Source organism: Bradyrhizobium sp. B097, from assembly GCF_038957035.1.
Classification (GTDB): Bacteria; Pseudomonadota; Alphaproteobacteria; order Rhizobiales; family Xanthobacteraceae; genus Bradyrhizobium.
Genome location: NZ_CP152412.1, coordinates 2,336,510 through 2,357,415 on the forward strand (window position 1 = coordinate 2,336,510; position 20,906 = coordinate 2,357,415).

Consider the following 20,906-nt stretch of genomic DNA (forward strand, 5'->3'; position numbering starts at 1 on the left):
TGTCTGAATTCGCCGCCGGTGTGGTGGAAATTCTGGGAGAGCACGATGTCGCACAAGACCCGAAACATGGTTCGATCGCTGCAGATCGCGGCAGCGTTCGCTCCGGTCCTGCTCGTGTCCGGCGCCGGCGCGCAGGGACTGACCGAGCAGCAGCAATTCGCCCGCGGCATCTACCAGGAGCTGGTCGAGATCAACACGACCACCGCGACCGGCGATACCCAGAAGGCGGCGGAGGCGATGGGCGCGCGGCTGCGCGCGGCGGGCTTCCCCGAGAGCGACGTGCATGTGTTCTCGCCGGCACCGCACAAGGGCAATCTGGTGGCGCGGTTGCACGGCTCCGGCGCGCGCAAGCCGATCCTCCTTGTCGCCCATATCGACGTCGTGCCCGCCAACCGCGAGGACTGGTCGGTCGATCCGTTCAAGCTCACCGAGCAGGACGGCTATTTCTACGGCCGCGGCTCCGGCGACGACAAATACATGGCGTCCGCCTTCATCACCAATCTGATCCGCTACAAGAAGGAGGGCTACAAGCCGGACCGCGACATCATCGTCGCGCTCGAGACCGACGAGGAGATCCTCGATGCCAACGGTCTCGGCATGCAGTGGCTGATCAAGAACCACCGCGACCTGATCGATGCCGAGTTCGCGCTCAACGAGGGCGGCGGCGTCGGCCTGAAGAACGGCAAGGCGATCCGCAACAGCGTGCAGACCAGCGAGAAGGTCTCGATCGGCTACCAGCTCACCGTGAAGGATCGCGGCGGCCACTCATCGCTGCCGCGCAAGGACAATGCGATCTATCGGCTCGCCGAAGGCCTGGTGCGGCTCTCCAAATACGACTTCCCGATGAATCTCAACGAGACGACGCGGATCTATTTCACCAAGACCGCCGAGGTCGACAAGTCGCATGCCGACGATATCAAGGCGATCCTGGCGCCGCAGCCTGACCCGGCGGCGCTGGCGCGTTTGTCGGAGAATCCCGGCTACAACGCGCAGCTCCGCACCACCTGTGTCGCGACCATGCTGGAGGGCGGCCACGCCATCAATGCGCTGCCGCAGCTGGCGACCGCCAAGGTGAATTGCCGGATCCTGCCCGGCGAGCCGGTCGAAGGCGTTCAGGCGACGATCGAGCGCGTGCTCGCCGACAAGCAGATCGAGGTGACCCCGACCGGCAAAGCCGTGCTGAGCCCGCCATCGCCCTTGAACGAAGAGATCATGGGATCGGTCGAGAAGCTGTCGAAGGAGTTCTGGCCGAATGCCGAAATCGTCCCCGTGATGAGCACCGGCGCCACCGACGGTAGCTATCTGCGCAATGCCGGGATTCCGACCTACGGCCATTCCGGACTGGGATCCGATGTCGATGACAACCGGGCTCACGGCAAGGACGAGCGCGTGCTCGTCAAATCGTTCTACGAAGGCGAGGAGTACCTCTATCGCCTGGTCAAGATGCTCGCCGGCGGGAAATGATGGCTGACGGAAAGACAAAGATGCGGGTTGCGGTCGCCGGCCTCGGCGCGATCGGTACCGACGTCGTCAAGGCGCTCGATCAGGGCATCGAGGGCCTGACGCTGGTTGCGGTGTCGGCGAACAGCCCGGACAGGCACCGCGGCTGGATCGAAGGTCTCAAATCTGCGCCGAAGCTGGTGCCGATCGAGCAGCTGGCCGAGGTCGCCGACATCGTGGTCGAGTGTGCACCGAGCAGACTGGTGCGCGCGATCGTGGCGCCGGTGGTCGCGCGCGGCAAGACCGCGATCGTGCTCAGCGTCGGCGCGCTGTTGCAGAACGAGGACCTGGTCGACCTCGCCAAAGCGCACGGCGGCCAGATCATCGTGCCGACCGGCGCGCTGATCGGGCTCGATGCGGTGACTGCGGCCGCGGTCGGGACCATCCATTCGGCAAGGCTGGTGACGCGGAAGCCGGTCGCGGGCCTCGTCGGCGCGCCGCATCTGGTTGAGAACAACATCCGGATCGACGACATCACCGAGCCGCTGCGCGTCTTCGAGGGCAGCGCGCGCGACGCGGCGAAGGGCTTTCCGGCCAATCTCAACGTCGCGGTGGCGCTGTCGCTCGCCGGCATCGGGCCCGATCGCACAAGGGTCGAGATCTGGGCCGACCCGACGGTGACGCGCAACACCCACCGGATCGAGGTCGATTCCGATTCCGCGCGGTTCTCGATGATGATCGAGAACATCCCCTCGGACAATCCGAAGACCGGCCGCATCACGGCGCTGTCGGTGATCGCCTGCCTGCGCAAGCTGCGCGCGTCGTTGCGGATCGGCACGTGATGCACATCCAGCCCGACGATCTGCTGCTGATCATCGACGTGCAGAACGATTTCTGCCCCGGCGGCGCGCTGGCGGTCGCCGACGGCGACGCCGTCGTGCCCGTCGTCAACCGGCTCGCCGGGCGCTTCGATCACGTCGTGCTGACCCAGGACTGGCATCCGGCGGGCCACAGCTCGTTTGCGACCTCGCATCCAGGCGCGGCGCCGTTCTCCTCGATCAGCATGCCCTATGGGCCGCAGACGCTTTGGCCGAATCATTGCATCCAGGGCACCGCGGGCGCCGCGTTTCATCCCGACCTCGTAACCGACCGCGCCGAGCTCGTGATCCGCAAGGGGTTCCGGGCCGCGATCGATTCCTATTCGGCGTTCTTCGAGAACGACCTGACAACGCCGACCGGGCTCGCCGGATATCTGCGCGAGCGTGGCCTCAAGCGCGTCGTGATGGCCGGGCTCGCGACGGATTTTTGCGTGCAGTATTCGGCGCTCGACGCGCGGCGGCTCGGCTTCGAGACCGCGGTCGTGCTGCCGGGCTGCCGCGCCATCGATCTCGGCGGCTCGCTTGCTGCCGCCACACTGGCGATGCGCGAGGCCGGCGTGGCGCTTGTTGAGGAGATTCCCTGAGCGCGGCCAAGCCGGGGCAAAAACCATTGTTTTGACTGGCCTTTTGTTCTAATCCCCAGCCGTTGATGATCACGCGCAGCGGAGCTTTCGTGTCGGGACAGGTTTTGCGGATAGGGACGCGCAAGAGCGCGATGGCGCTCGCGCAGACGGACGAGGTCGCGCGGCTGCTGCGCGCCTCGGCGGACGACCTTGCCGTCGAAATCGTCAAGTTCGAGACTCGCGGCGACCAGGACCAGACCAGCAAGCTGTTGCGCCACGGCGGCAAGGGCGGTGCCTTCGTCGCCGAGATCCGCGAAGCCATGCGTGCCGGCACGCTGCAGGCGGCAATGCATTCGCTGAAGGACGTGCCGGGCAATGAGGAGACGCCGGGTCTCGTCCTCGCCGCGATGCTGGCGCGCGATGCCGCCAATGACAGCCTCGTGTTGCGGCCGGGCCTGACGCTGGATGCGTTTCGCGCCTCGCGTGGCAAGGGCTTCATGATCGGCACCAATGCCGTGCGCCGTGCCGCCTATCTGCGGAGGCTGTTTCCGGAGGCGACGGTCATTCATTTCCGCGGTGCCGCCGACACGCGAATTGCAAAACTCGATCGCGGCGCCAAGCAGCGGCTGCCCGATGGCGGCGAGGTGGGGCCGGCGGATGCGCTGGTGATGGCGCGTTCCGGCCTCGAGCGCATCGGCATGACCGCGCGCATCGCGCATGATTTCTCCGTCGACGAGATGCTGCCGGCGGTTGGCCAGGGCATCGTAGCGGTCGAATGCGTCGCGACCGACTGGGCGACCCGGGCGCGGCTTGCCGGGATCGACAACGCGCCGTCGCGCCTTGCGGCCGAGGCCGAGCGCGAGGTGCTGTGGGTGCTCAACGGCCATTGCAATTCACCGATCGCCGGCCACGCCACGATCGCGGGACGCGAGATGACGCTGCGCGCCTCGGTGCTCGACGAGGCCGGTGCCGGCTTCATCGAGGTGACGCGGCGCGGACCGGCGGACCGGCCGCGCGAGCTCGGCCGCGCCGTCGGGATGGAGCTGCTCGCGAAGGGCGCCGCCGAGATCATCGCCCGCACCCGGGTGGACGAGTAGCGTCCGCCGTCGTCGCGATCGATTGCTCAGGCAATGTCGGCGAAATCGCCGTGCCGGCCCTTGCCCGCCGCGAAGCGACGTGCGCCGGCCTCGGTCTCGCCGCTCGCAACCGTCGCAAGCCCGAGACGGAATTCGTTCAGCGTGGCCTGGTCCCAGCCGAGCTCCCATTGCTCGATCGCGGAGAGCCGGTCGCTGCGCAACGCCGCCTGCGGCAGGCGGCACAGATCATGGGCGAGGCTGCGCGCCTCGGTGAGCGCCGTGCCGGGTGCGACCACGCGGTTGGCGAGCCCGATCCGTCCGGCCTCTTCGCCGGAGACGCCGCGTCCGGTGAGGATCATGTCCATCGCGCGGCTGTGCCCGATCAGCCGCGGCAGGCGCACGGTGCCGAGATCCATCAACGGCACGCCGAAGCGCCGGCAATAGACGCCGAAGGTGGCATCGCGAGCCGCGACCCGGAGATCGCACCAGATCGCAAGCTCAAGCCCGCCCGCCACGGCGGGTCCCTCGACTGCGGCGATCACCGGCTTCGACAGCTTCATCCGCGTCGGGCCCATCGGGCCGTCGCCGTTCTCGACACGGTGACCGCGATGACCGGCCGCGGTCCGCTTCAGGTCGAAGCCGGCGCAGAATGCGCCGCCCGCGCCGGTCAGGATTGCGACCGACAGCGACGGGTCGCGATCGAAGGTGCGAAACGCCTGTGCCAGGCCCTGCGCGGTCTCCGGATTGACCGCGTTGCGCGCCTCGTCATAGCGATCGATGGTCACGATCGCGATGGCCTGCTCGGTTCGGTATTTGACGGTCGGGTGGTCCAGCATGCTCGGTCCTCGATACGCAATGTTGGAGCGGATCAGCGTGCGCTTGCACGGGCCTCGATGATCGCAGCCAGGTTCTGGTGAAAATGCCTGATCGCGCCTTCGAACAGACCGAAAGTGAAGTGGGCATTCGCCCGGGTGGCGAGCCCGCGCTGCGCGGCGCAGGCCATCTCGCGATCTTCGGCCGCGCCAGCGGTGACGAAGTCGCGTCCCTGGGCGACCGCGGCACGGCCGTCTTCTGCGGCGATCTGGTTCGACAGCGTGTAGGTGACGAGCCGGGTGCGGTCCGCGGCGAGCGGCTCGAGCACCGTCATCAACCGGTTGGTCGGGAAGGTCGACAGCATCACGTTCGGAAACAGGTGATAGACGTGCGTCAACATGCCGGTCGTCTTGCGCTCGCCCGGCGGCACGTTGCGCAGTTTCTCGATGCGCCGATAGGGGAAGCTGATCCGGCTGTTGCGGCCGAACGATTCGATCACGTTGAGATTGTCGTATTGCAGCGGATAGAACGTATCCTGATGCGTTGATCGGATGTGGTAGCCTTCGAGGAATCCTTCAGCGACAATCTTCCAATTGGCCTCGACCTCCTGCGTCGTAGTCGCGTAGAGCTTCCAGTCGTCGCCGAACAGCGTCGGCATGCCGCCGGCGTCCGACGTTGCAGCGGGATCGTCCTGCGAGACGAACACCAGGCCGTCGCGCTCGATGCAGGTGAGCGGCACGAGGCCATGCGTGCTCTTGTCGAGGCCGGGAAAGCCGTATTCATCGGGGATGCCCCTGAGCCGGCCGTCGAGGCCGTAGGTCCAGCCGTGATAACGGCAGGTCAGCGCCTTCCGGCAGCCGGCGCCGTCGACGAGCTGCACGCCGCGGTGGCGGCATGCATTGCGGAAGGCGCGCGCGACGCCATCCGCGCCGCGGATCGCGACAACGGGCGTCAACGCCGCATCGCGCGCGACATAGGCGCCGATCTCGGTGAGCGCGGCGGACGGGCAGAACGGCGTCAGCGTACGGCGGAATACATGTTCGATCTCGGCCGCGAAGCGATCCTGCGACAGATAATGCGCGACGGGTTCTTGCCAGACGCCGTCGCTGAGATCGGTCGATTTGGCGTCGATATGCCTGAGGATACGGTCGACGATGGATGCTTCGTCCGCGAGCTGTATCGTCATCGCCGTCCTCCCGCTCGGTTGACCGGGCTTGCCGCCGGTCCGTTTCGAGGGACAGGATTTCGTATTGCGCCTCGCGCGACAAGCGAAACGAACCGGGTTCGGATGAATGTCATTCATCCGAACTTACTTTTCGCGCGACATCGACGGTGGCCGGCCGCTAGGATCGGCTGATGAGCAGGAACAACCCGGGGCCGGGGCGCCGGCGACCATTGCGGGGGAGGGACGACCTCGCCGCAGCGAGCCTTCGGCCGGCGCATTTGCTGGCACTGCAGGCGTTTGATGTCGCGGTCAGGCTCGGCAGCTTCAAGGAGGCTGCCGACGTGCTCAACGTCAGCGCCTCGGCAATCAGCCACCGTATCCGCAATCTCGAAGTCCATCTCGGCGTTGCGCTGTTTCACCGCGCCCATCGCGTGGTTCGACCGACCCATGCCGGCGAGAAGCTGGCCGCTGCGACCGGTCGCGCCTTCGCGCTGCTGGCACAGGCGGAGTCGGCAGTCGAGGCGGCTGGCCAGCACCGGCTGCGGCTGAAGGTGCTGCCGCAATTCGCGTCGGCCTGGCTGATCCCGCGGCTGTCCTCGTTCCTCACCCAGCATTCCGGGATCGATCTCGCGATCGAGACCTCGAACCGCAATGTCGATTTCGACACCGAGACATTCGATGCCGGCATCAGCTTCGGCCCCGACAAGCCCGAAGGCGTCGTCGCAAATCGCCTGATGGAGGTGAGGACCGTTCCGGTCGGTGCGCCGGCGCTGGCGCGGCGGTTGAAGCTGCGCACCGCAGGCGACCTCGGCCGCGCCGCCCTGATCCATGTGACGACATTCCCCGCAGCCTGGCCACTCTGGTTCAGGCATGCCGGCGAGCCTGTGCCGTTCGCCACGCGCGCGATCTCGGTCGACAGCTTTGTGGCCGCGCTGCAGGCTGCCGAACGCGGCGCGGGCGTCGCGCTCGCGCTCGAACCCTTCATCGCCGAAAGTGAGCGCCGCGGTACGATCCGCCGGCTCTTGCCGGTCGGTCATGTCACCGGTAGCTATTGGCTGGTTCATCCGCCGGGCGCGCAGCGCAATCGCGCGCTGCAGACATTCAAGAAATGGCTGTTGGCCGAGCTCGCGAAGCCCGATTAGCGCTTCGGTTCTGATTCAATCAGCACCGAAGCTCTCTTATTTTGACGCGTTTTCTTCACGCGAACCGGTGTCCACTTCGCTCGAAAACGCTCTCGCTCGCAACGGCCAGCTGCCGATGATTCGGAAGCGAGAAGCTGGATCCGCTTGCTTGAACAGCGCGACGCGGTCGATCGCCAGCCGCGCAAGCTCGATCGCCGCGAACCGCTCACGCAGCCGCGCCACGATCGGGCCCCGCCGCTCGTCGCTCAATCGCCCGGTCAGCGTCATGTGGAAGCGGAATTCCTCCATGACGTAAGGGTAGCCCCAGCGGTCGAGATAGTCGCGCTGGCGCTCCGTGAGCCGCTCGGGCTTGCGCCGCGTGCGATCGTCCGGCGTCAGCGGCGCACGGAAGATGTCGAATTCGGTGACGCAATCGGCGGCGAGCTGTTGCAGATCATCGGAGCGGCTCGCCGGGATCACGGCGATGAAGCCGCTGATGGCATCGACAACAGGTTCGATCATCGGAATGCGCCGCGCGCGGCCGGCGAACGCAGCGCAGGCGTCGAGGAGCTCGGACTCGTTCCTGTCGTCAGCGAGCGAGGTCGGCGCCTTCAGCGTGGCGTGGAAGCCGTATTTGCGCGGATCCTCCGTCACCTCGCGCCAGTCGGGCGCAACGCCATTGGGAAACGGCAGGTCGTCGCCTGACACGGCATCGTAGCCGAGCAGAGCCGAACCGAAGCGGTGCAGGGCGCTGTCGGGTGACGGCGCATAGTAGATCGCGTAGCGCGGAGTGTTGGCCATGGCGGCAGAATAAGTCCTGACTATGCTGCCGCAACCGTTTTGCGCGGCGCGAGCGAATGAACGAGGCAGCCCGGGTCCGCGAGATGCACCAACCGTCCGGCCGCGATCACGGCGACGATGCGTGGCCGCAACGGCACCTTGTCGTCGACGACGATGATGTCGGCGCGGCGGCCGGCGGCGAGCACGCCGCGATCGGCGAGCCCTGCCGCGCGTGCCGGCGCCGATGCGATCAGGTCCCAGGCCTTGGCGAGCGGCAGGATGCCATCGGCGGCGAGGCGGAACGCCGCGAGCAGCTGCGCCGGATAATAATAGTCCGACGCCAGCACCGAGCAGAGGCCCTGTGCGATCATGTCGGATGCCTTGGTCCAGCCGGTGTGGCTGCCGCCGCGCACCACATTGGGCGCGCCGAACACGATGAAGTCGCCGGCAGCGGCGGCGTCGCGCGCGGTCTCCTCATTGACGGGGAATTCGGCGATCGTGGCACCGAGCGCGCGAAACTCCTGGCGCATCGCCGGGGTGTTGTCGTCATGCGAGAGCATGCGGATGTTTGCCGCACGTGCAGCGGCAGCCAGCCGCGCGATCGACGCCGGCACCTCGGGACGGCGCGCCACGATCCGATCGAGCATGTCGTTGACGGCTTCGAGCGAGAGCCCGGTGCGTTCGGCCAGCTGGTTGCGCTTCTTCGGCTTGACGTTGCTGTGGTCGTTGAAGGCGAACAGGTCGATGCGGCCTTCGGTGAGCCATTTAATGATCTCGGCTTCGGCTTCGAGATTGTGGGTCTCGTGACGCAGGTGGAAGCGCGTATCGGCGGCGAGTTGCGGCCGCAGCGCCTCGATCGCATCGAGCAGCTTGCGCGCGTTCTCCGCGCTGCGCAGGCCGGGCTCCCACGACCAGGTCGTGCCATGGAACACGGTGGTGATGCCGTTGGCGATCGCCTGCCGGTCGCTGTCAACAAGCGCCACGTCGGTCGGGAAGTCGACGCCGGGGCGCGGCATCATCTGCCGCTCGAACGCATCGCCGTGCAGATCGATGATACCGGGCAGCACCAGCAGGCCGCCGGCATTGATGTGGAGCGCGGCGCGGCTCTGTTCGGCGTCGAGCGCGCCGATGTCGCGGCCTGAGGTCCGCAGCGAGGTCTCGATCAGGGCACCGTCAACCAGCGCGCGTCCGCCCTCGATGAAAATGTCCGTCACGACACGGTGCTCCGTTATTGATTCTGTGATTGGGATACGGCCTCGGCCTCATACTTGTCGAGAAATTCCTCGACCGCGAGCGTGCGAAAGTCGGGCAGCACACGACGAAGTGTTTCGTGATCCCAGTCCCACCACGCGAGTGCTGTCAGGCGATCCGCTGCTGTCTCGGAGAAACGCCGTTTCACCGGCCGCGCCGGATTACCGGCAACGATGGTGTAGGCCGGCACATCCTTGGTCACGATCGCGCCTGCAGCGACGACAGCGCCGGTTCCGACGTTCCGGCCCGGCAACAGGATCGCACCGTGACCGATCCAGACGTCATGGCCGATATGCACGTGATGCGCACGTCGCCAGTTGAAGAAGTCGGTGTCGTCGCTCTCGCCGGGAAAATAGGCGCTGGCGCGGTAGGTGAAATGTGCCTGGGTCGCGCGATGCATCGGGTGGTTGCCGGGATTGATGCGGGTCATCGCCGCGATCGAGCAGAACTTGCCGATCGAGGTGTAGGTGATCTGGCTGTCGTTCACGACGTAGGAATAGTCATCCATGCTGACTTCAAGCAGGATCGTGCGCGCGCCGACCTCGGTATATTTGCCGAGCTTGCTCTCGCGCACCGACGCAGTCGGGTCGATCGTCGGCACAACCGAGAGTGTTTTTCCGACCATCAGGGCCTCCGCAAATCTTGTAAATCTTTGGGCTTCCGGGGGATGCGGGCTCGTCATCGGGACGCTTGATGACAACATCATGACGTTGCGATGACGGCAAGGGAGCGGCAAGGGATGGGTGTGGACGATCGCCGCACTGCAACGTCACGTCACATAACTGTTAAACACCGGGGATAGCGATGGCTCAACGCGGCGCGGTTGGAGCATTACATGCTGGTGGTGGAAGGTTTGACGTGCCGGTTCGGCACAAAAGCCGCAGTCGACAATGCGTCTTTTTCGATCGCGCCGGGCAGCTTTGTCGGCGTGATCGGCCGCTCCGGTGCTGGCAAGTCGACCTTGCTGCGGATGATCAACCGTCTCGCCGATCCGACCTCCGGCCGTATCCTGTTCGAAGGTACCGATGTGACCGCGCTGCGCGGCAAGGCGCTGCGGCAGTGGCGGGCGCGCTCGGCGATGATCTTCCAGCAATTCAATCTCGTCGGCCGCCTCGACGTGCTGACCAACGTGCTGATGGGCCGGCTTGCCCAGATCCCGTCCTGGCGCTCGCTGGCGCAGGTCTGGCCTGAGCAGGACAGGGCGCTTGCACTGTCCGCGCTCGAGCAGTTCGACATCGCCCAGCTCGCGGCGCAGCGCGCCGATCAGCTCTCCGGCGGCCAGCAGCAGCGGGTCGCGATTGCCCGCGCGCTGGTGCAGGAGCCAGACATCATCCTTGCCGACGAGCCGATCGCTTCGCTCGATCCGCGCAACACCAAGATCGTGATGGATGCGCTGCTGCGCATCAACAAGCATTTCGGCATCACGGTGCTCTGTAACCTGCACTCGCTCGACCTCGCGCGAAGCTATTGCGACCGCCTGATCGGCATGGCGGCGGGGCGCGTGGTGTTCGACGGCGCCCCCGCAGCGCTGACCGACCATATTGCCCGCGAGCTCTACGACCTCGAGGCCAATGACGTCATGGGCGCGGCCCCGATGCCCGCGCCCGATGGCGCAACTGCTCCGGCGCTCGGCACCGCTGCCGCGGCCTGAGCGTCGCATTATCGAAAATCAGGGCAACCGGGCATTTCGTCCGGCCAACAGGCGTAACTACCAAAGAGGGGTAACATGATCACTCGTCGCATCATTCTGGCCGGCGCCGCCGCGCTGGCATTCGCTGGCTCGGCTTCGGCCGAGGACTGGAAGGCCAAGTATCCGGAGATCACCTTCGCGGTGATCCCCGCCGAAAACGGCTCCGGCGTCACCGAGCGCTACGGTCCGCTCACCGAATATCTGTCGAAGGAACTCGGCATCAAGGTGAACCTGCGCGTCGCCAACGACTACGCAGCCGTCATCGAGGGCCAGCGCGCCGGTAACATCCAGATCGGCTACTACGGCCCGGCGTCGTTCGCCCGCGCCCGCCTCACCGGCGTCAAGACCGACGCGTTCGTGATCGACGTCAACGCCGATGGCTCGAAGGGCTATTATTCGGTGTTCTACGTGCTCGCCAAGAGCCCGTACCAGAAGGTCGAAGACCTCAAGGGCAAGAATATCGGCCTGGTAGATCCCAACTCGACCTCCGGCAACAACATGCCGCGTTTCAAGCTGAACCAGATGGGGATCGATCCGGAGACCTATTTCTCCAAGGTCGTCTTCACCGGCAGCCATGAGAACGCCGTGCTGGCGCTGGCGCAGGGCACCGTCGACGTCGCCGCCAACTGGTGGAATGCCGACGACGATTCCAACCTGACCCGCATGCTCGCCAAGAACATGGTGAAGTCGAGCGACGGTACGCCGCTGAAGAAGGAGGACTTCCGCATCATCGTGAAGTCCGACCTGATCATCAACTCGCCCTACGCCTATCTCGAGAGCCTTCCCGACGACATGAAGGCGAAGATCAAGCAGGCCTTCCTCGACATGCCGAAGAAGGATCCGGAAGCCTTCAAGAAGCTGTCCGACGGCAAGAACCTGCCGTGGCAGCCGGTCACCAACGCCGACTACGACAAGACCATCGAACTGATCAAGTTCGTCGACGCCCTGCGCAAGAAGGGCTCCTGATCGCACGTCGCCGCTGAACGGGGCCGGGTTCGACAACCCGGCCCTTTTCGTTCATCCCTCGAGCAGACCGGCCCGCATCGATGGCGACCGCCATTTCCATCCTTCCAGCACAGCAACTGGCGACGCTGAACGATGCCTATCGCAAGGCGGTCGCGCGCAAGCGGCTGAAGGCGACGGTGGCAGCCGCGGTGTTCTGCGCGGCGCTGTTTATCGCAGCGCTCGGCGCCGATGTGAACCTGCACACGTTCTTCACCTATTTCGGCAACTTCGTCAGCTATTTCGACCGCATCCTGACGCTGGATTCCGGTGCGCGGGTCTGGACCGATCCGGTGGAATGGTTCTGGGGCCTGAAGAAATGGCTGCGGCTGCTCGGTGAGACCCTGCTGATCAGCTATGTCGGCACCCTGACCGGTGCTGTGCTCGCCTTTGCGCTGAATTTCTTTGCCGCCCAGAACACCTCGCCGGGACCATGGGTGCGCTTCATCATCCGTCGCCTGCTCGAATTCGCCCGCACCGTGCCCGGCATCGTGTTCGCGCTGATCTTCGTGATCGCATTCGGCCTCGGGCCGATGGCCGGCGTGCTGGCGATCGCGATCCACACCACCGGGGCGCTCGGCAAGCTGTTCGCCGAGATTGTCGAGAATGCCGACATGAAGCCGGTCGAGGGCATCCGCTCCACCGGCGCCAGCTGGCTGTCCTGCATGCGCTTTGCCATCCTGCCGCAGGTCTCGGCGGGCTACGCCAGCTACGCGCTGCTGCGCTTCGAGATCAATGTCCGCGAAGCCTCGGTGATGGGCTTTGTCGGCGCCGGCGGCATCGGCCAGGAGCTCGTGGTCGCGATCCGCAAGTTCTACTATTCCGACGTCAGCGCGATCCTCGTCACCATCATCGTCACCGTCTTCATCATCGACATCTCGACCGGCTGGCTGCGCGCCCGGCTGTTCGGCAAGGAGAGCCGCTGATGAGCCAGCTGCCGAAGCCGGACACCGCGGACCTGCGTGCGAAATACCCCGGCGTGTTCGAACGCCCCGCGTCGGCGCGGCTGGCGATGCCGGCCACGATCGTGGCGGCGCTCGCGATCTTCGTCTACGGCCTGGTCGATCTCGACTTCTCGCCGGCGAAGCTGATCTCAGGGATGAGCCAGCTCGGCTGGATCACCATGATGATGATTCCGCCGAATCCCGGCGCGTCGTTCCCGCTCTATATGCAGGCGCTCTGCGAGACGCTGTCGATCGCGCTGCTCGGCACCACGCTTGCGGCACTCTTTGCGTTGCCGGTCAGCTTGCTGGCGGCGCGCAACATCATCCCCTCGAATCTGATCCGCTTTCCGGTGCGCCGCTTCCTGGATTCGATCCGCGGCGTCGATACGCTGATCTGGGCGCTGGTCTGGATCAACGTCGTCGGCCTCGGACCGTTCGCCGGCGTGCTGGCGATCATGGTCTCCGACTTCGGTGCGTTCGGAAAGCTGTTCTCCGAGGCGATCGAGGCCGCGGACCGCAAGCAGGTCGAGGGCATCCGCGCCTCCGGCGGCAACGCGCTGCATGAAATCCGCTTCGGACTGTTGCCGCAGGTGCTGCCTGTGATCGCAGGCCAAGTGCTCTACTTCATCGAGTCGAACACCCGTTCGGCCACCATCATCGGCATCGTCGGCGCCGGCGGCATCGGGCTGCAACTCGCCGAGCAGATCCGTGTATTGGAATGGCAGAAGGTGTCGTTCCTGATCCTGATGATCCTGATCGCGGTCGCCGCGATCGATTTCATCTCGAGCAAGCTGCGCTTTGCCATCATCGGCCAACGGGCGGTGGTGTAGGAGGTCACCTCGCCCCGCGCTTGCGGGGAGAGGTCGGATTGCGCTCGGCGATGCGAAGCAATCCGGGTGAGGGGTGTGTCCCCGTATTCACATCTGTCGGATTCGCGGAGGCAGCCCCTCACCCCAACCCTCTCCCCGCAAGAGCGGGGCGAGGGAGCAGAGAGATCAGCTATTCTCGACCAGGAACTCCACACGCTCGGCGGCGAAGCGCGAGCGCTTGGTCACCAGCGGGCGGTCCAGCATATCGACATCGGTCGCGTCGACCACGAGCACCGGCCGGCCCAGCGGCAGATCGAGCCGCGCGGCGTCGGTCGCATCGGCAATCGCCGCGGTGATCCGGGTCGAGGCGCGGTGGTAATCCTTCACGCCGTAGTGCCCGAGCAGCTTCGTCATCGAGCGAACGTCGGCGAACACGCTGCCGGCATCGGGAAACCGCTCGGCCGACAGCCAGGTGGTGGACACGCAGATCGGCGTCCGGTCGGCGAGCCGCACCGCCTCGATCCGGATCAGCGGCGCGCCGATCTTCAAACCCAGCTCGCGCGCGATCTCGCGATTGGCGACGTCGCTGCCTGCATCGATCAGCTGACCCCGCGGCTCGTGGCCGCCGGCGCCGACGATCTCGGAGAATCGCGTGCGCGAACGCAGCGGATAGGCGAGGCGCTGGGCTTCGACATAGGTGCCGCTGCCGCGCTCGGCGCGCACCAGGCCGCGCTCCGCCAATGCGGCGAGCGCTCGCCGCACCGTGTGACGGTTGACCCGGTAAGTCTCGGCGATCTCCATCTCGCCGGGCAGCTTTTCGCCGGCGGCAAAGCGGCCATCTGCGATGCCGCGCTCGATGCCGTCGGCGACTTGCCGCCACAAGGCGACGCCGGAACTTTCCTGCATGCTCATGGCGCGGTGATACCAGAAATCTTCGGTTTGTCACGAAACAGTCATGGCGCTCGGCTATCAAGTTGTCTATTATCATAGACAACTTGATGCAAGCAAGGTTGCCCATGAATTCGACCATGAGTTCGACCGGACCAGACGGCAAACAGGCCCAGCGCAAGGCCGCGATGACGGTGCTGGCGCACTCCGCCGCGGCCGACATCGCAGGCAGGCTCGCGGCGATCGCGGTGCCCAGCCATGAAAACCTGCGGGAGCCGGAGAATGGCCTCGTGATGATGCGCGGGCGGATCGGCGGCGACGGTGCGCCGTTCAACCTCGGCGAGGCGACGGTGTCGCGCGCGGCGGTGCGGCTTGCGACCGGCGAGGTCGGCTTCGGCTACACGCTCGGCCGCGATGCGCACAAGGCGCAGATGATAGCGCTGTGCGACGCCATGGTGCAGTCGGCGGCATTGTCCGGCGAGGTGGAGGCCAAGGTGATCGCGCCGTTGCGTGTCGCCATGAACGCCGAACGCGCCCGCAAGGCCGCCGAGACCGCGGCGACGCGGGTCGATTTCTACACGATGGTGCGCGGTGAGGGGTGATGCAATGACGACGATTGCCGAAATGCCCGCAGGCTTTGCCGACAAGGTGCTGTCGGCGCAATCCACGTTCCGTTCCGTGATGGATGCGATGGCGCGTCCGGGCAGCGTGCAGCGGGTCGCCGCTGATGTCGGAACGCCGGCCGGCATGATGCGCGGCTCTGCCGCGATCGCGCTGACGCTGTTCGATCACGACACGCCGATCTGGCTCGATGCTGCGATGTCGGCGATGCCGGACGTCGCCCGCTGGCTGAAGTTTCACGCCAGCGCGCCGGTGGTTACGGATTCCGCGATCGCAAGCTTCGCGCTGATCGGCGATGCGGCAAGCCTGCCGGCGCTGGAGCGTTTCGCGTTCGGCAGCAGCGAATATCCTGACCGCTCGACCACGCTGATCCTGCAGGTCGGCAGCCTGACGCAGGGCCCGGCCTTCGAGCTGAAGGGTCCCGGCATCGACGGCAGCGCGCTGCTGCAGGCGATGATCAAGCCGAGCGACCTGTTCCAGCGGCTGTCGATCAATGAAGCGCTGTTCCCGCGCGGCATCGACGTCGTGCTGGTCCATGACGACAAGATTGTCGCGATCCCGCGCACCACGCGGCTGATCGCAAGCGGAGTGTGAGCGATGTATGTAGCCGTCAAGGGTGGCGAGCGCGCCATCGAGAACGCTCATCGGCTGCTCGCGCATGAGCGGCGCGGCGATCGCGATGTGCCCGAGGTGACTCTGGCGCAGATCTCCGAGCAGCTCGCGCTCGGCGTCGACCGCGTGATGACCGAAGGCTCGCTCTACGACCGCGAACTTGCGGCGCTCGCGATCAAGCAGGCGCGCGGCGACATGATCGAGGCGATCTTCCTGGTTCGCGCCTTCCGCGCCACGCTGCCGCGGTTCGGCGCCACCGAGCCGGTCAACACCGGCGCGATGCAGGTGCGGCGGCGCATCTCCTCGACCTTCAAGGACGTTCCGGGCGGCCAGATCCTGGGGCCGACCTTCGACTACACTCATCGCCTGCTCGATCCGCAGCTCGCGGAAGGTTTTGTGCCGGAGCAGCCGGCGACCGCGGAAGCATCGCAGGCGGCAACGCCGCGGGTCACCGACATTCTCGGCCGCGACGGCCTGATCGAATCGTCGCCGCAGGCAGATAGCGACGCGGCGGTCGGCGACCTCACGCGCGAGCCGCTGAGCTTCCCGGCTGATCGCGATCTGCGGCTGCAGAATCTGGCCCGCGGCGACGAAGGCTTCCTGCTCGCACTCGGCTATTCGACGCAGCGCGGCTATGGCCGCAATCATCCCTTCGCCGGCGAGATCCGCTTCGGCGAGGTCGAGGTCGAATTCTCAGCCGAAGACGTCGGCTTCGCGGTGCCGCTCGGCTCGATCGAACTCACCGAGTGCCAGATGGTCAACCAGTTCAAGGGCTCGACGACAGAGGCGCCGTGCTTCACACGCGGCTATGGCCTCGCCTTCGGCCAGAGCGAGCGCAAGACCATGTCGATGGCGCTGGTCGACCGCGCGCTGCGTGCGCGCGAGCTCGGCGAGGAGGCGGGAGCGCCGGCGCAGGACGAGGAGTTCGTGATGTCGCACTCCGACAATGTCCAGTCGACCGGATTCGTCGAGCATCTCAAGCTGCCGCATTACGTCGACTTCCAGTCCGAGCTCGGCCTGCTCCGCAAGCTACGGCAGGAATTCGCGGAAGCCAACGAGGCCGTGGAACTGCAGGAGGCCGCGGAATGAATGCGCCGACGTACAATTTCGCCTATCTCGACGAGCAGACCAAGCGGATGATCCGCCGCGCGATCTTGAAGGCGATCGCGATTCCCGGCTATCAGGTGCCGTTCGCGAGCCGCGAGATGCCCATGCCCTATGGCTGGGGCACCGGTGGCGTGCAGGTGACGGCGGCGATCCTCGGCCCCGACGACGTGCTGAAGGTGATCGACCAGGGTTCGGACGATACCACCAACGCGATCTCGATCCGCAAGTTCTTCGGCAAGACCGCGGGTGTCGCGACCACGACCTCGACCACGGATGCGACCGTGATCCAGACCCGGCACCGCATTCCGGAGGCGTCGCTGCACGCCGGACAGGTGCTGGTCTATCAGGTGCCGATCCCCGAGCCGCTGCGCTTCCTCGAGCCGCGCGAGACCGAGACGCGGCGCATGCACGCGCTCGCCGAATACGGGCTGATGCATGTCAAGCTCTACGAGGACATCGCGCGCTTCGGCCACATCGCGACCGCCTACGCCTATCCGGTGAAGGTGAATGCACGCTACGTGATGGACCCGTCGCCGACGCCGAAGTTCGATAATCCGAAGATGGACAATTGCGCGGCCTTGCAGCTGTTCGGCGCCGGCCGCGAGAAGCGCATCTACGCGATCCCGCCCTATACCACGGTGGTCTCGCTGGATTTCGAGGATCATCCGTTCACGCGCTACCGCTTTGATGCGCCCTGCGCGCTGTGCGGCGCCGATAGTTCCTATCTCGACGAGATCGTCACCGACGACAAGGGCGGGCGGATGTTCGTCTGCTCCGACACCGACTTCTGCGAGCAGCGCCAGGCCGCCGGCCATCACGGCACCGAGAGCGCGGCGCCGCACAAGGAGAAGGCGCATGTCTGAGCTCTCGAGCCTCGACAACGACCAGCCGCTGCTGGTGGCCGAGGGGCTTGCGAAGAATTACGGCCGGCTCCCGGCCTGCCGCGATGTCTCGTTCGCGCTCTATCCCGGCGAGGTGCTGGCGATCGTCGGCGAGTCCGGTTCGGGCAAGTCGACCCTGCTGCAGCTGCTTTCCGCGCAGCTCGCGCCGAGCGCGGGGCGGGTGTCCTACCGGATGCGCGACGGCGTGCTGCGCGATCTTGCCGAACTCGGCGAGGCCGAGCGGCGCTTCCTGTTCCGCACCGACTGGGGCTTTGTGCACCAGGACCCGGCGCAAGGGCTGCGCATGGGCGTGTCGGCCGGCGCCAACGTCGGCGAGCGGCTGATGGCGGTCGGCTGGAATCACTACGGCCGGATCCGCGACACCGCGTCGACCTGGCTCGATCGGGTCGAGATCGATGTCGGCCGCATCGACGATGCGCCGAAGACCTATTCCGGCGGCATGCGGCAGCGGCTGCAGATCGCGCGCAACCTCGTCACCGAGCCGCGGCTGGTGTTCATGGACGAGCCGACCGGCGGCCTCGACGTCTCGGTGCAGGCGCGCCTGCTCGACCTGATGCGCAATCTCGTCAGCGAGCTCGGCCTTGCCGCCATCGTCGTGACCCACGATCTCGCCGTCGCGCGCCTGCTGTCGCATCGCGTGATGGTGATGAAGGGCGGCCGCGTCATCGAGACCGGTCTCACCGACCAGGTGCTCGACGATCCCCGCGAGCCCTATACGCAGCTGCTCGTTTCCTCGATACTTCCGCCATGAGCTTGTCAATGACCGCGATGATCGAACTTGCCAACGCCGAGAAGACCTTCACCATGCATCTGCAAGGCGGCGTCGAGCTGCCTGTGGTGCGCGGCGTCTCGTTCCACGCCGATCCGGGCGAGTGCGTGGTGCTGTCGGGCCCGTCGGGCGCCGGCAAATCCTCGATCCTGAAGATGATCTTCGGCAATTATCGCTGCGACAGCGGCCGGATCGGCATCCGCCATCGCGGCAAGGTGGTCGACCTCGCGACCGCCGAGCCGCGCCAGGTGCTGAGCATCCGCCGCTCGACCATCGGCTATGTCAGCCAGTTCCTGCGCGCGGTGCCGCGGGTGGCGACGATCGATGTCGTCGCCGAGCCGCTGATCGTCAACGGCGTGGCGCGCGAGGAGGCCCGCGAGCGCGCCGGGCGCCTGTTGCGCCGGCTCAACATTCCGGAGCGGCTGTGGACCTTGCCGCCCTCGACCTTCTCCGGCGGCGAGCAGCAGCGCGTCAACATCGCGCGCGGCTTCATCTCGGACCTGCCGATCCTGCTGCTGGACGAGCCGACCGCTTCGCTCGATGCGGCGAATCGCGCAGTGGTGGTCGAGCTGATTGCGGAGAAGAAAACCAAGGGCGTCGCGATGGTCGCGATTGTCCATGACGACGAAATCCGTCATCTGATTGCCGACCGCATCGTCGATGTGACCTCGTTCGCCGCTGCTGCCTGAAGGACCGTTTGAAATGACCGCCAAGCAAGACACCATCATCGGCAACGCCCGGCTGGTCCTCGCCGATCGCGTGATCGAGCAGGGCTGGGTTGCGATCGTTGACGGCAAGATCGCCGAATTCGGCGAGGGCAGGGCGCCCGAGGCCGCCGAGGACGCCGGCGGCGATCTCCTGATGCCCGGGCTGATCGAGCTGCACACCGATCATCTCGAAATGCACTACGTGCCGCGGCCGAAGGTGTTCTGGAATCCGGTCGCTGCCGTGATCTCCTATGACGGGCAGCTCTCGACCTCGGGCATCACCACTGTGCTGGATTCGCTGCGGGTGTGGCGCGAGGACGGCGCCGAGGATGTCGACGGCCGCGCCGGTGTGCTGGCGGCGGCGATCTCGGCCGCGCGCGAGGAGGACCTGCTGCGTGCCGATCACTTCCTGCATCTGCGCTGCGAGGTGCCGATGCCTGATGTCGTCGCCGAAGCCAAGGAGCTGATCGAGCGGCCCGACGTGCGGCTGATGTCGCTGATGGATCATACGCCGGGCCAGCGCCAGTTCCGCGACGAGGTGAAGCTGCGCGACTACTACCGCGGCAAGGGCGGCGGCATGACCGACGCCCAGCTCGACGTGCTGTTCGCCCGGCGCTTCGCCTATCAGAAGGAATATGCCGTGGCGAACACCCGCGCGATCGTCGCGCTGGCGCATCAATACAAGATTCCGCTCGCGAGCCACGACGATACCACGGATGAAAACGTGGTCGACGCCGTCAACGACAAGGTCGCGGTCGCGGAATTCCCGACCACGATGGAAGCCGCGCGCGGGCTGCACGCCGCCGGCATCGACATCCTGATGGGCGCGCCGAACGTTGTGCGCGGCGGCTCGCACTCTGGCAATATCGCCGCCGTCGATCTCGCCAATGAGGGCATGCTCGATATCCTGTCGTCGGACTACATCCCCTCCAGCCTGCTGATGGCCGCCCTGCAACTGCCGCGGCATGTGCCGGCGATTGATCTCGCCTCCGCTGTCCGCACCGTGACCAAGACGCCCGCCGAGGCGGTCGGTCTGTCCGATCGCGGCGAGATCGCGGTCGGCAGGCGCGCCGATCTGATCCGCGTGCACGTCGCGCGCGATCTGCCTGTCGTGCGCAGCGTCTGGCGCGAAGGGGGGAGGGTCGCGTGACCGGTACGTCCGTCGTCGCCGAGCAGCGCGCCGCGATCGGTCCCGGCCGGTTGATCCTGGTGGTCGGCCCGAGCGGCGCCGGCAAGGATACGCTGCTGGGACTGGCGAAGGCGGCCTGCGCCGACGATCGCGACATCGTGTTTCCCCGCCGCCTGATCACACGTCAGGCCTCGGCCTCGGAAGATAATGAAGAGGTCAGTGCGGAGGCCTTCCAGCGCGCGGCCGCCGCCGGCGACTACGCCATGCATTGGGAAGCGCACGGCCATCGCTATGCGCTGTCGCGCGCGATCAATGATGAGATTCGCGCCGGGCGCACCGTGATCGCGAACGTCTCCCGCACGGTGATCGCAGCAGCGCGCCGCCACTACGCCAATGCCGTGGTTGTCTCGATCACGGCGCCGCCGGATGTGCTGGCCGCGCGGCTGGCTGCGCGGGCACGCAGCAGCGACGGCCTTCTCGCGCAGCGGCTGGCCCGCACCGTCGACGAAAGCACGTCGACGCCCGATTTCACCATCGTCAATTCCGGCACCGCCGAATATCACGCGCGACAGCTTGTCCGCATCATCAAGGGCGAGCGCTGGGACGAATAGCAAGAGACGAGTAGCCACAAAGGAGAAC

The 20,906-nt window shown here is 66.3% G+C and carries 23 protein-coding genes; 17 read left to right on the top strand and 6 right to left on the bottom strand.

What is annotated here, in order from left to right; genetic code table 11:
• Nucleotides 1–45: 45 nt before the first annotated feature.
• From AAFG07_RS10820 to hemC, 4 genes are all read left to right on the top strand, one after another.
• Nucleotides 46–1,464: a M20/M25/M40 family metallo-hydrolase gene (locus tag AAFG07_RS10820; protein WP_342727258.1), complete on the top strand. Its 1,419-nt coding sequence runs from the start codon at nt 46–48 to the stop codon at nt 1,462–1,464.
• Complete coding sequence (locus tag AAFG07_RS10825) at nt 1,464–2,282, top strand: aspartate dehydrogenase (protein ID WP_342727259.1); 819 nt, start codon at nt 1,464–1,466, stop codon at nt 2,280–2,282. The genes AAFG07_RS10820 and AAFG07_RS10825 overlap by 1 nt, the downstream gene beginning before the upstream one ends.
• Complete coding sequence (pncA, locus tag AAFG07_RS10830) at nt 2,282–2,902, top strand: bifunctional nicotinamidase/pyrazinamidase (protein WP_342729120.1); 621 nt, start codon at nt 2,282–2,284, stop codon at nt 2,900–2,902. Before AAFG07_RS10825 ends, pncA begins: the two co-directional genes overlap by 1 nt.
• Before the next feature lie 65 nt (nt 2,903–2,967).
• Complete coding sequence (hemC, locus tag AAFG07_RS10835) at nt 2,968–3,978, top strand: hydroxymethylbilane synthase (RefSeq protein ID WP_342727260.1); 1,011 nt, start codon at nt 2,968–2,970, stop codon at nt 3,976–3,978.
• A 26-nt stretch (nt 3,979–4,004) separates the two neighbouring features.
• Here the strand turns inward: hemC and AAFG07_RS10840 are convergent, their stop codons facing one another.
• Both AAFG07_RS10840 and AAFG07_RS10845 read right to left on the bottom strand, forming a co-directional pair.
• A complete protein-coding gene (locus AAFG07_RS10840) occupies nt 4,005–4,793 on the bottom strand; it encodes a crotonase/enoyl-CoA hydratase family protein (RefSeq protein ID WP_342727261.1) in 789 nt (262 codons plus the stop codon).
• A gap of 32 nt (nt 4,794–4,825) precedes the next feature.
• Nucleotides 4,826–5,956: an SRPBCC family protein gene (locus tag AAFG07_RS10845; protein WP_342727262.1), complete on the bottom strand. Its 1,131-nt coding sequence runs from the start codon at nt 5,954–5,956 to the stop codon at nt 4,826–4,828.
• Nucleotides 5,957–6,126: 170 nt separating this feature from the next.
• Here AAFG07_RS10845 and AAFG07_RS10850 point away from each other — a divergent pair, with 170 nt between their 5' ends.
• Nucleotides 6,127–7,077, top strand: coding sequence for a LysR substrate-binding domain-containing protein (locus tag AAFG07_RS10850; RefSeq protein WP_342727263.1), 951 nt, complete (start codon nt 6,127–6,129; stop codon nt 7,075–7,077).
• A gap of 36 nt (nt 7,078–7,113) precedes the next feature.
• On the opposite strand, the gene AAFG07_RS10855 is transcribed toward AAFG07_RS10850, so the two are convergent.
• The 3 genes from AAFG07_RS10855 to AAFG07_RS10865 are packed head-to-tail and all read right to left on the bottom strand — an operon-like array spanning nt 7,114 to nt 9,712.
• Nucleotides 7,114–7,857 (bottom strand): DUF1045 domain-containing protein, encoded by a 744-nt coding sequence (locus AAFG07_RS10855; protein ID WP_342727264.1) that lies wholly within the window; start codon nt 7,855–7,857, stop codon nt 7,114–7,116.
• 20 nt (nt 7,858–7,877) lie between these two features.
• The gene (locus tag AAFG07_RS10860) at nt 7,878–9,050 is read right to left on the bottom strand and encodes an alpha-D-ribose 1-methylphosphonate 5-triphosphate diphosphatase (RefSeq protein WP_342727265.1); all 1,173 of its coding nucleotides are present in this window, start codon (nt 9,048–9,050) and stop codon (nt 7,878–7,880) included.
• Between the two features lie 14 nt (nt 9,051–9,064).
• Nucleotides 9,065–9,712, bottom strand: coding sequence for a chloramphenicol acetyltransferase (locus tag AAFG07_RS10865; RefSeq protein WP_342727266.1), 648 nt, complete (start codon nt 9,710–9,712; stop codon nt 9,065–9,067).
• 210 nt (nt 9,713–9,922) lie between these two features.
• Between AAFG07_RS10865 and phnC the strand changes: the two genes are divergently transcribed.
• The 4 genes from phnC (at nt 9,923) to phnE (AAFG07_RS10885) (ending at nt 13,553) form a co-directional block, all read left to right on the top strand.
• Nucleotides 9,923–10,738, top strand: a complete 816-nt coding sequence (phnC, locus tag AAFG07_RS10870) for a phosphonate ABC transporter ATP-binding protein (protein WP_212311529.1) — start codon at nt 9,923–9,925, stop codon at nt 10,736–10,738.
• A 75-nt stretch (nt 10,739–10,813) separates the two neighbouring features.
• Nucleotides 10,814–11,743 (top strand): phosphonate ABC transporter substrate-binding protein, encoded by a 930-nt coding sequence (gene phnD, locus AAFG07_RS10875; RefSeq protein ID WP_342727267.1) that lies wholly within the window; start codon nt 10,814–10,816, stop codon nt 11,741–11,743.
• A gap of 80 nt (nt 11,744–11,823) precedes the next feature.
• Nucleotides 11,824–12,705: a phosphonate ABC transporter, permease protein PhnE gene (phnE, locus tag AAFG07_RS10880; protein ID WP_342727268.1), complete on the top strand. Its 882-nt coding sequence runs from the start codon at nt 11,824–11,826 to the stop codon at nt 12,703–12,705.
• Nucleotides 12,705–13,553 carry a phosphonate ABC transporter, permease protein PhnE gene (gene phnE / locus AAFG07_RS10885; RefSeq protein ID WP_342727269.1) on the top strand — a complete coding sequence of 283 codons (849 nt, stop codon included), beginning with the start codon at nt 12,705–12,707 and terminating at the stop codon, nt 13,551–13,553. Before phnE (AAFG07_RS10880) ends, phnE (AAFG07_RS10885) begins: the two co-directional genes overlap by 1 nt.
• Before the next feature lie 165 nt (nt 13,554–13,718).
• Here the strand turns inward: phnE (AAFG07_RS10885) and phnF are convergent, their stop codons facing one another.
• The gene (gene phnF / locus AAFG07_RS10890) at nt 13,719–14,444 is read right to left on the bottom strand and encodes a phosphonate metabolism transcriptional regulator PhnF (protein WP_092124688.1); all 726 of its coding nucleotides are present in this window, start codon (nt 14,442–14,444) and stop codon (nt 13,719–13,721) included.
• Between the two features lie 116 nt (nt 14,445–14,560).
• On the opposite strand from phnF, the gene phnG reads away from it, so the two are divergent.
• From phnG to phnN, 8 genes are read left to right on the top strand one after another with little or no spacing between them, the layout of a single operon-like run.
• A complete protein-coding gene (phnG, locus tag AAFG07_RS10895) occupies nt 14,561–15,022 on the top strand; it encodes a phosphonate C-P lyase system protein PhnG (protein ID WP_342729121.1) in 462 nt (153 codons plus the stop codon).
• Nucleotides 15,023–15,026: 4 nt separating this feature from the next.
• Entirely contained in the window at nt 15,027–15,635 is a 609-nt protein-coding gene (phnH, locus tag AAFG07_RS10900; protein ID WP_342727270.1) for a phosphonate C-P lyase system protein PhnH, read from the top strand.
• A 3-nt stretch (nt 15,636–15,638) separates the two neighbouring features.
• Complete coding sequence (locus AAFG07_RS10905; RefSeq protein WP_342727271.1) at nt 15,639–16,742, top strand: carbon-phosphorus lyase complex subunit PhnI; 1,104 nt, start codon at nt 15,639–15,641, stop codon at nt 16,740–16,742.
• Nucleotides 16,739–17,623 (top strand): alpha-D-ribose 1-methylphosphonate 5-phosphate C-P-lyase PhnJ, encoded by an 885-nt coding sequence (locus tag AAFG07_RS10910; protein ID WP_342727272.1) that lies wholly within the window; start codon nt 16,739–16,741, stop codon nt 17,621–17,623. Before AAFG07_RS10905 ends, AAFG07_RS10910 begins: the two co-directional genes overlap by 4 nt.
• Entirely contained in the window at nt 17,616–18,413 is a 798-nt protein-coding gene (phnK, locus tag AAFG07_RS10915; protein WP_050423104.1) for a phosphonate C-P lyase system protein PhnK, read from the top strand. The genes AAFG07_RS10910 and phnK overlap by 8 nt, the downstream gene beginning before the upstream one ends.
• Nucleotides 18,414–18,421: 8 nt before the next feature.
• On the top strand, nt 18,422–19,120 hold the full coding sequence (gene phnL / locus AAFG07_RS10920) for a phosphonate C-P lyase system protein PhnL (RefSeq protein WP_198964452.1): 699 nt from the start codon (nt 18,422–18,424) through the stop codon (nt 19,118–19,120).
• A gap of 13 nt (nt 19,121–19,133) precedes the next feature.
• Entirely contained in the window at nt 19,134–20,288 is a 1,155-nt protein-coding gene (locus AAFG07_RS10925) for an alpha-D-ribose 1-methylphosphonate 5-triphosphate diphosphatase (RefSeq protein ID WP_342727273.1), read from the top strand.
• A complete protein-coding gene (phnN, locus tag AAFG07_RS10930) occupies nt 20,285–20,878 on the top strand; it encodes a phosphonate metabolism protein/1,5-bisphosphokinase (PRPP-forming) PhnN (RefSeq protein WP_342727274.1) in 594 nt (197 codons plus the stop codon). The genes AAFG07_RS10925 and phnN overlap by 4 nt, the downstream gene beginning before the upstream one ends.
• Nucleotides 20,879–20,906 lie beyond the last annotated feature (28 nt).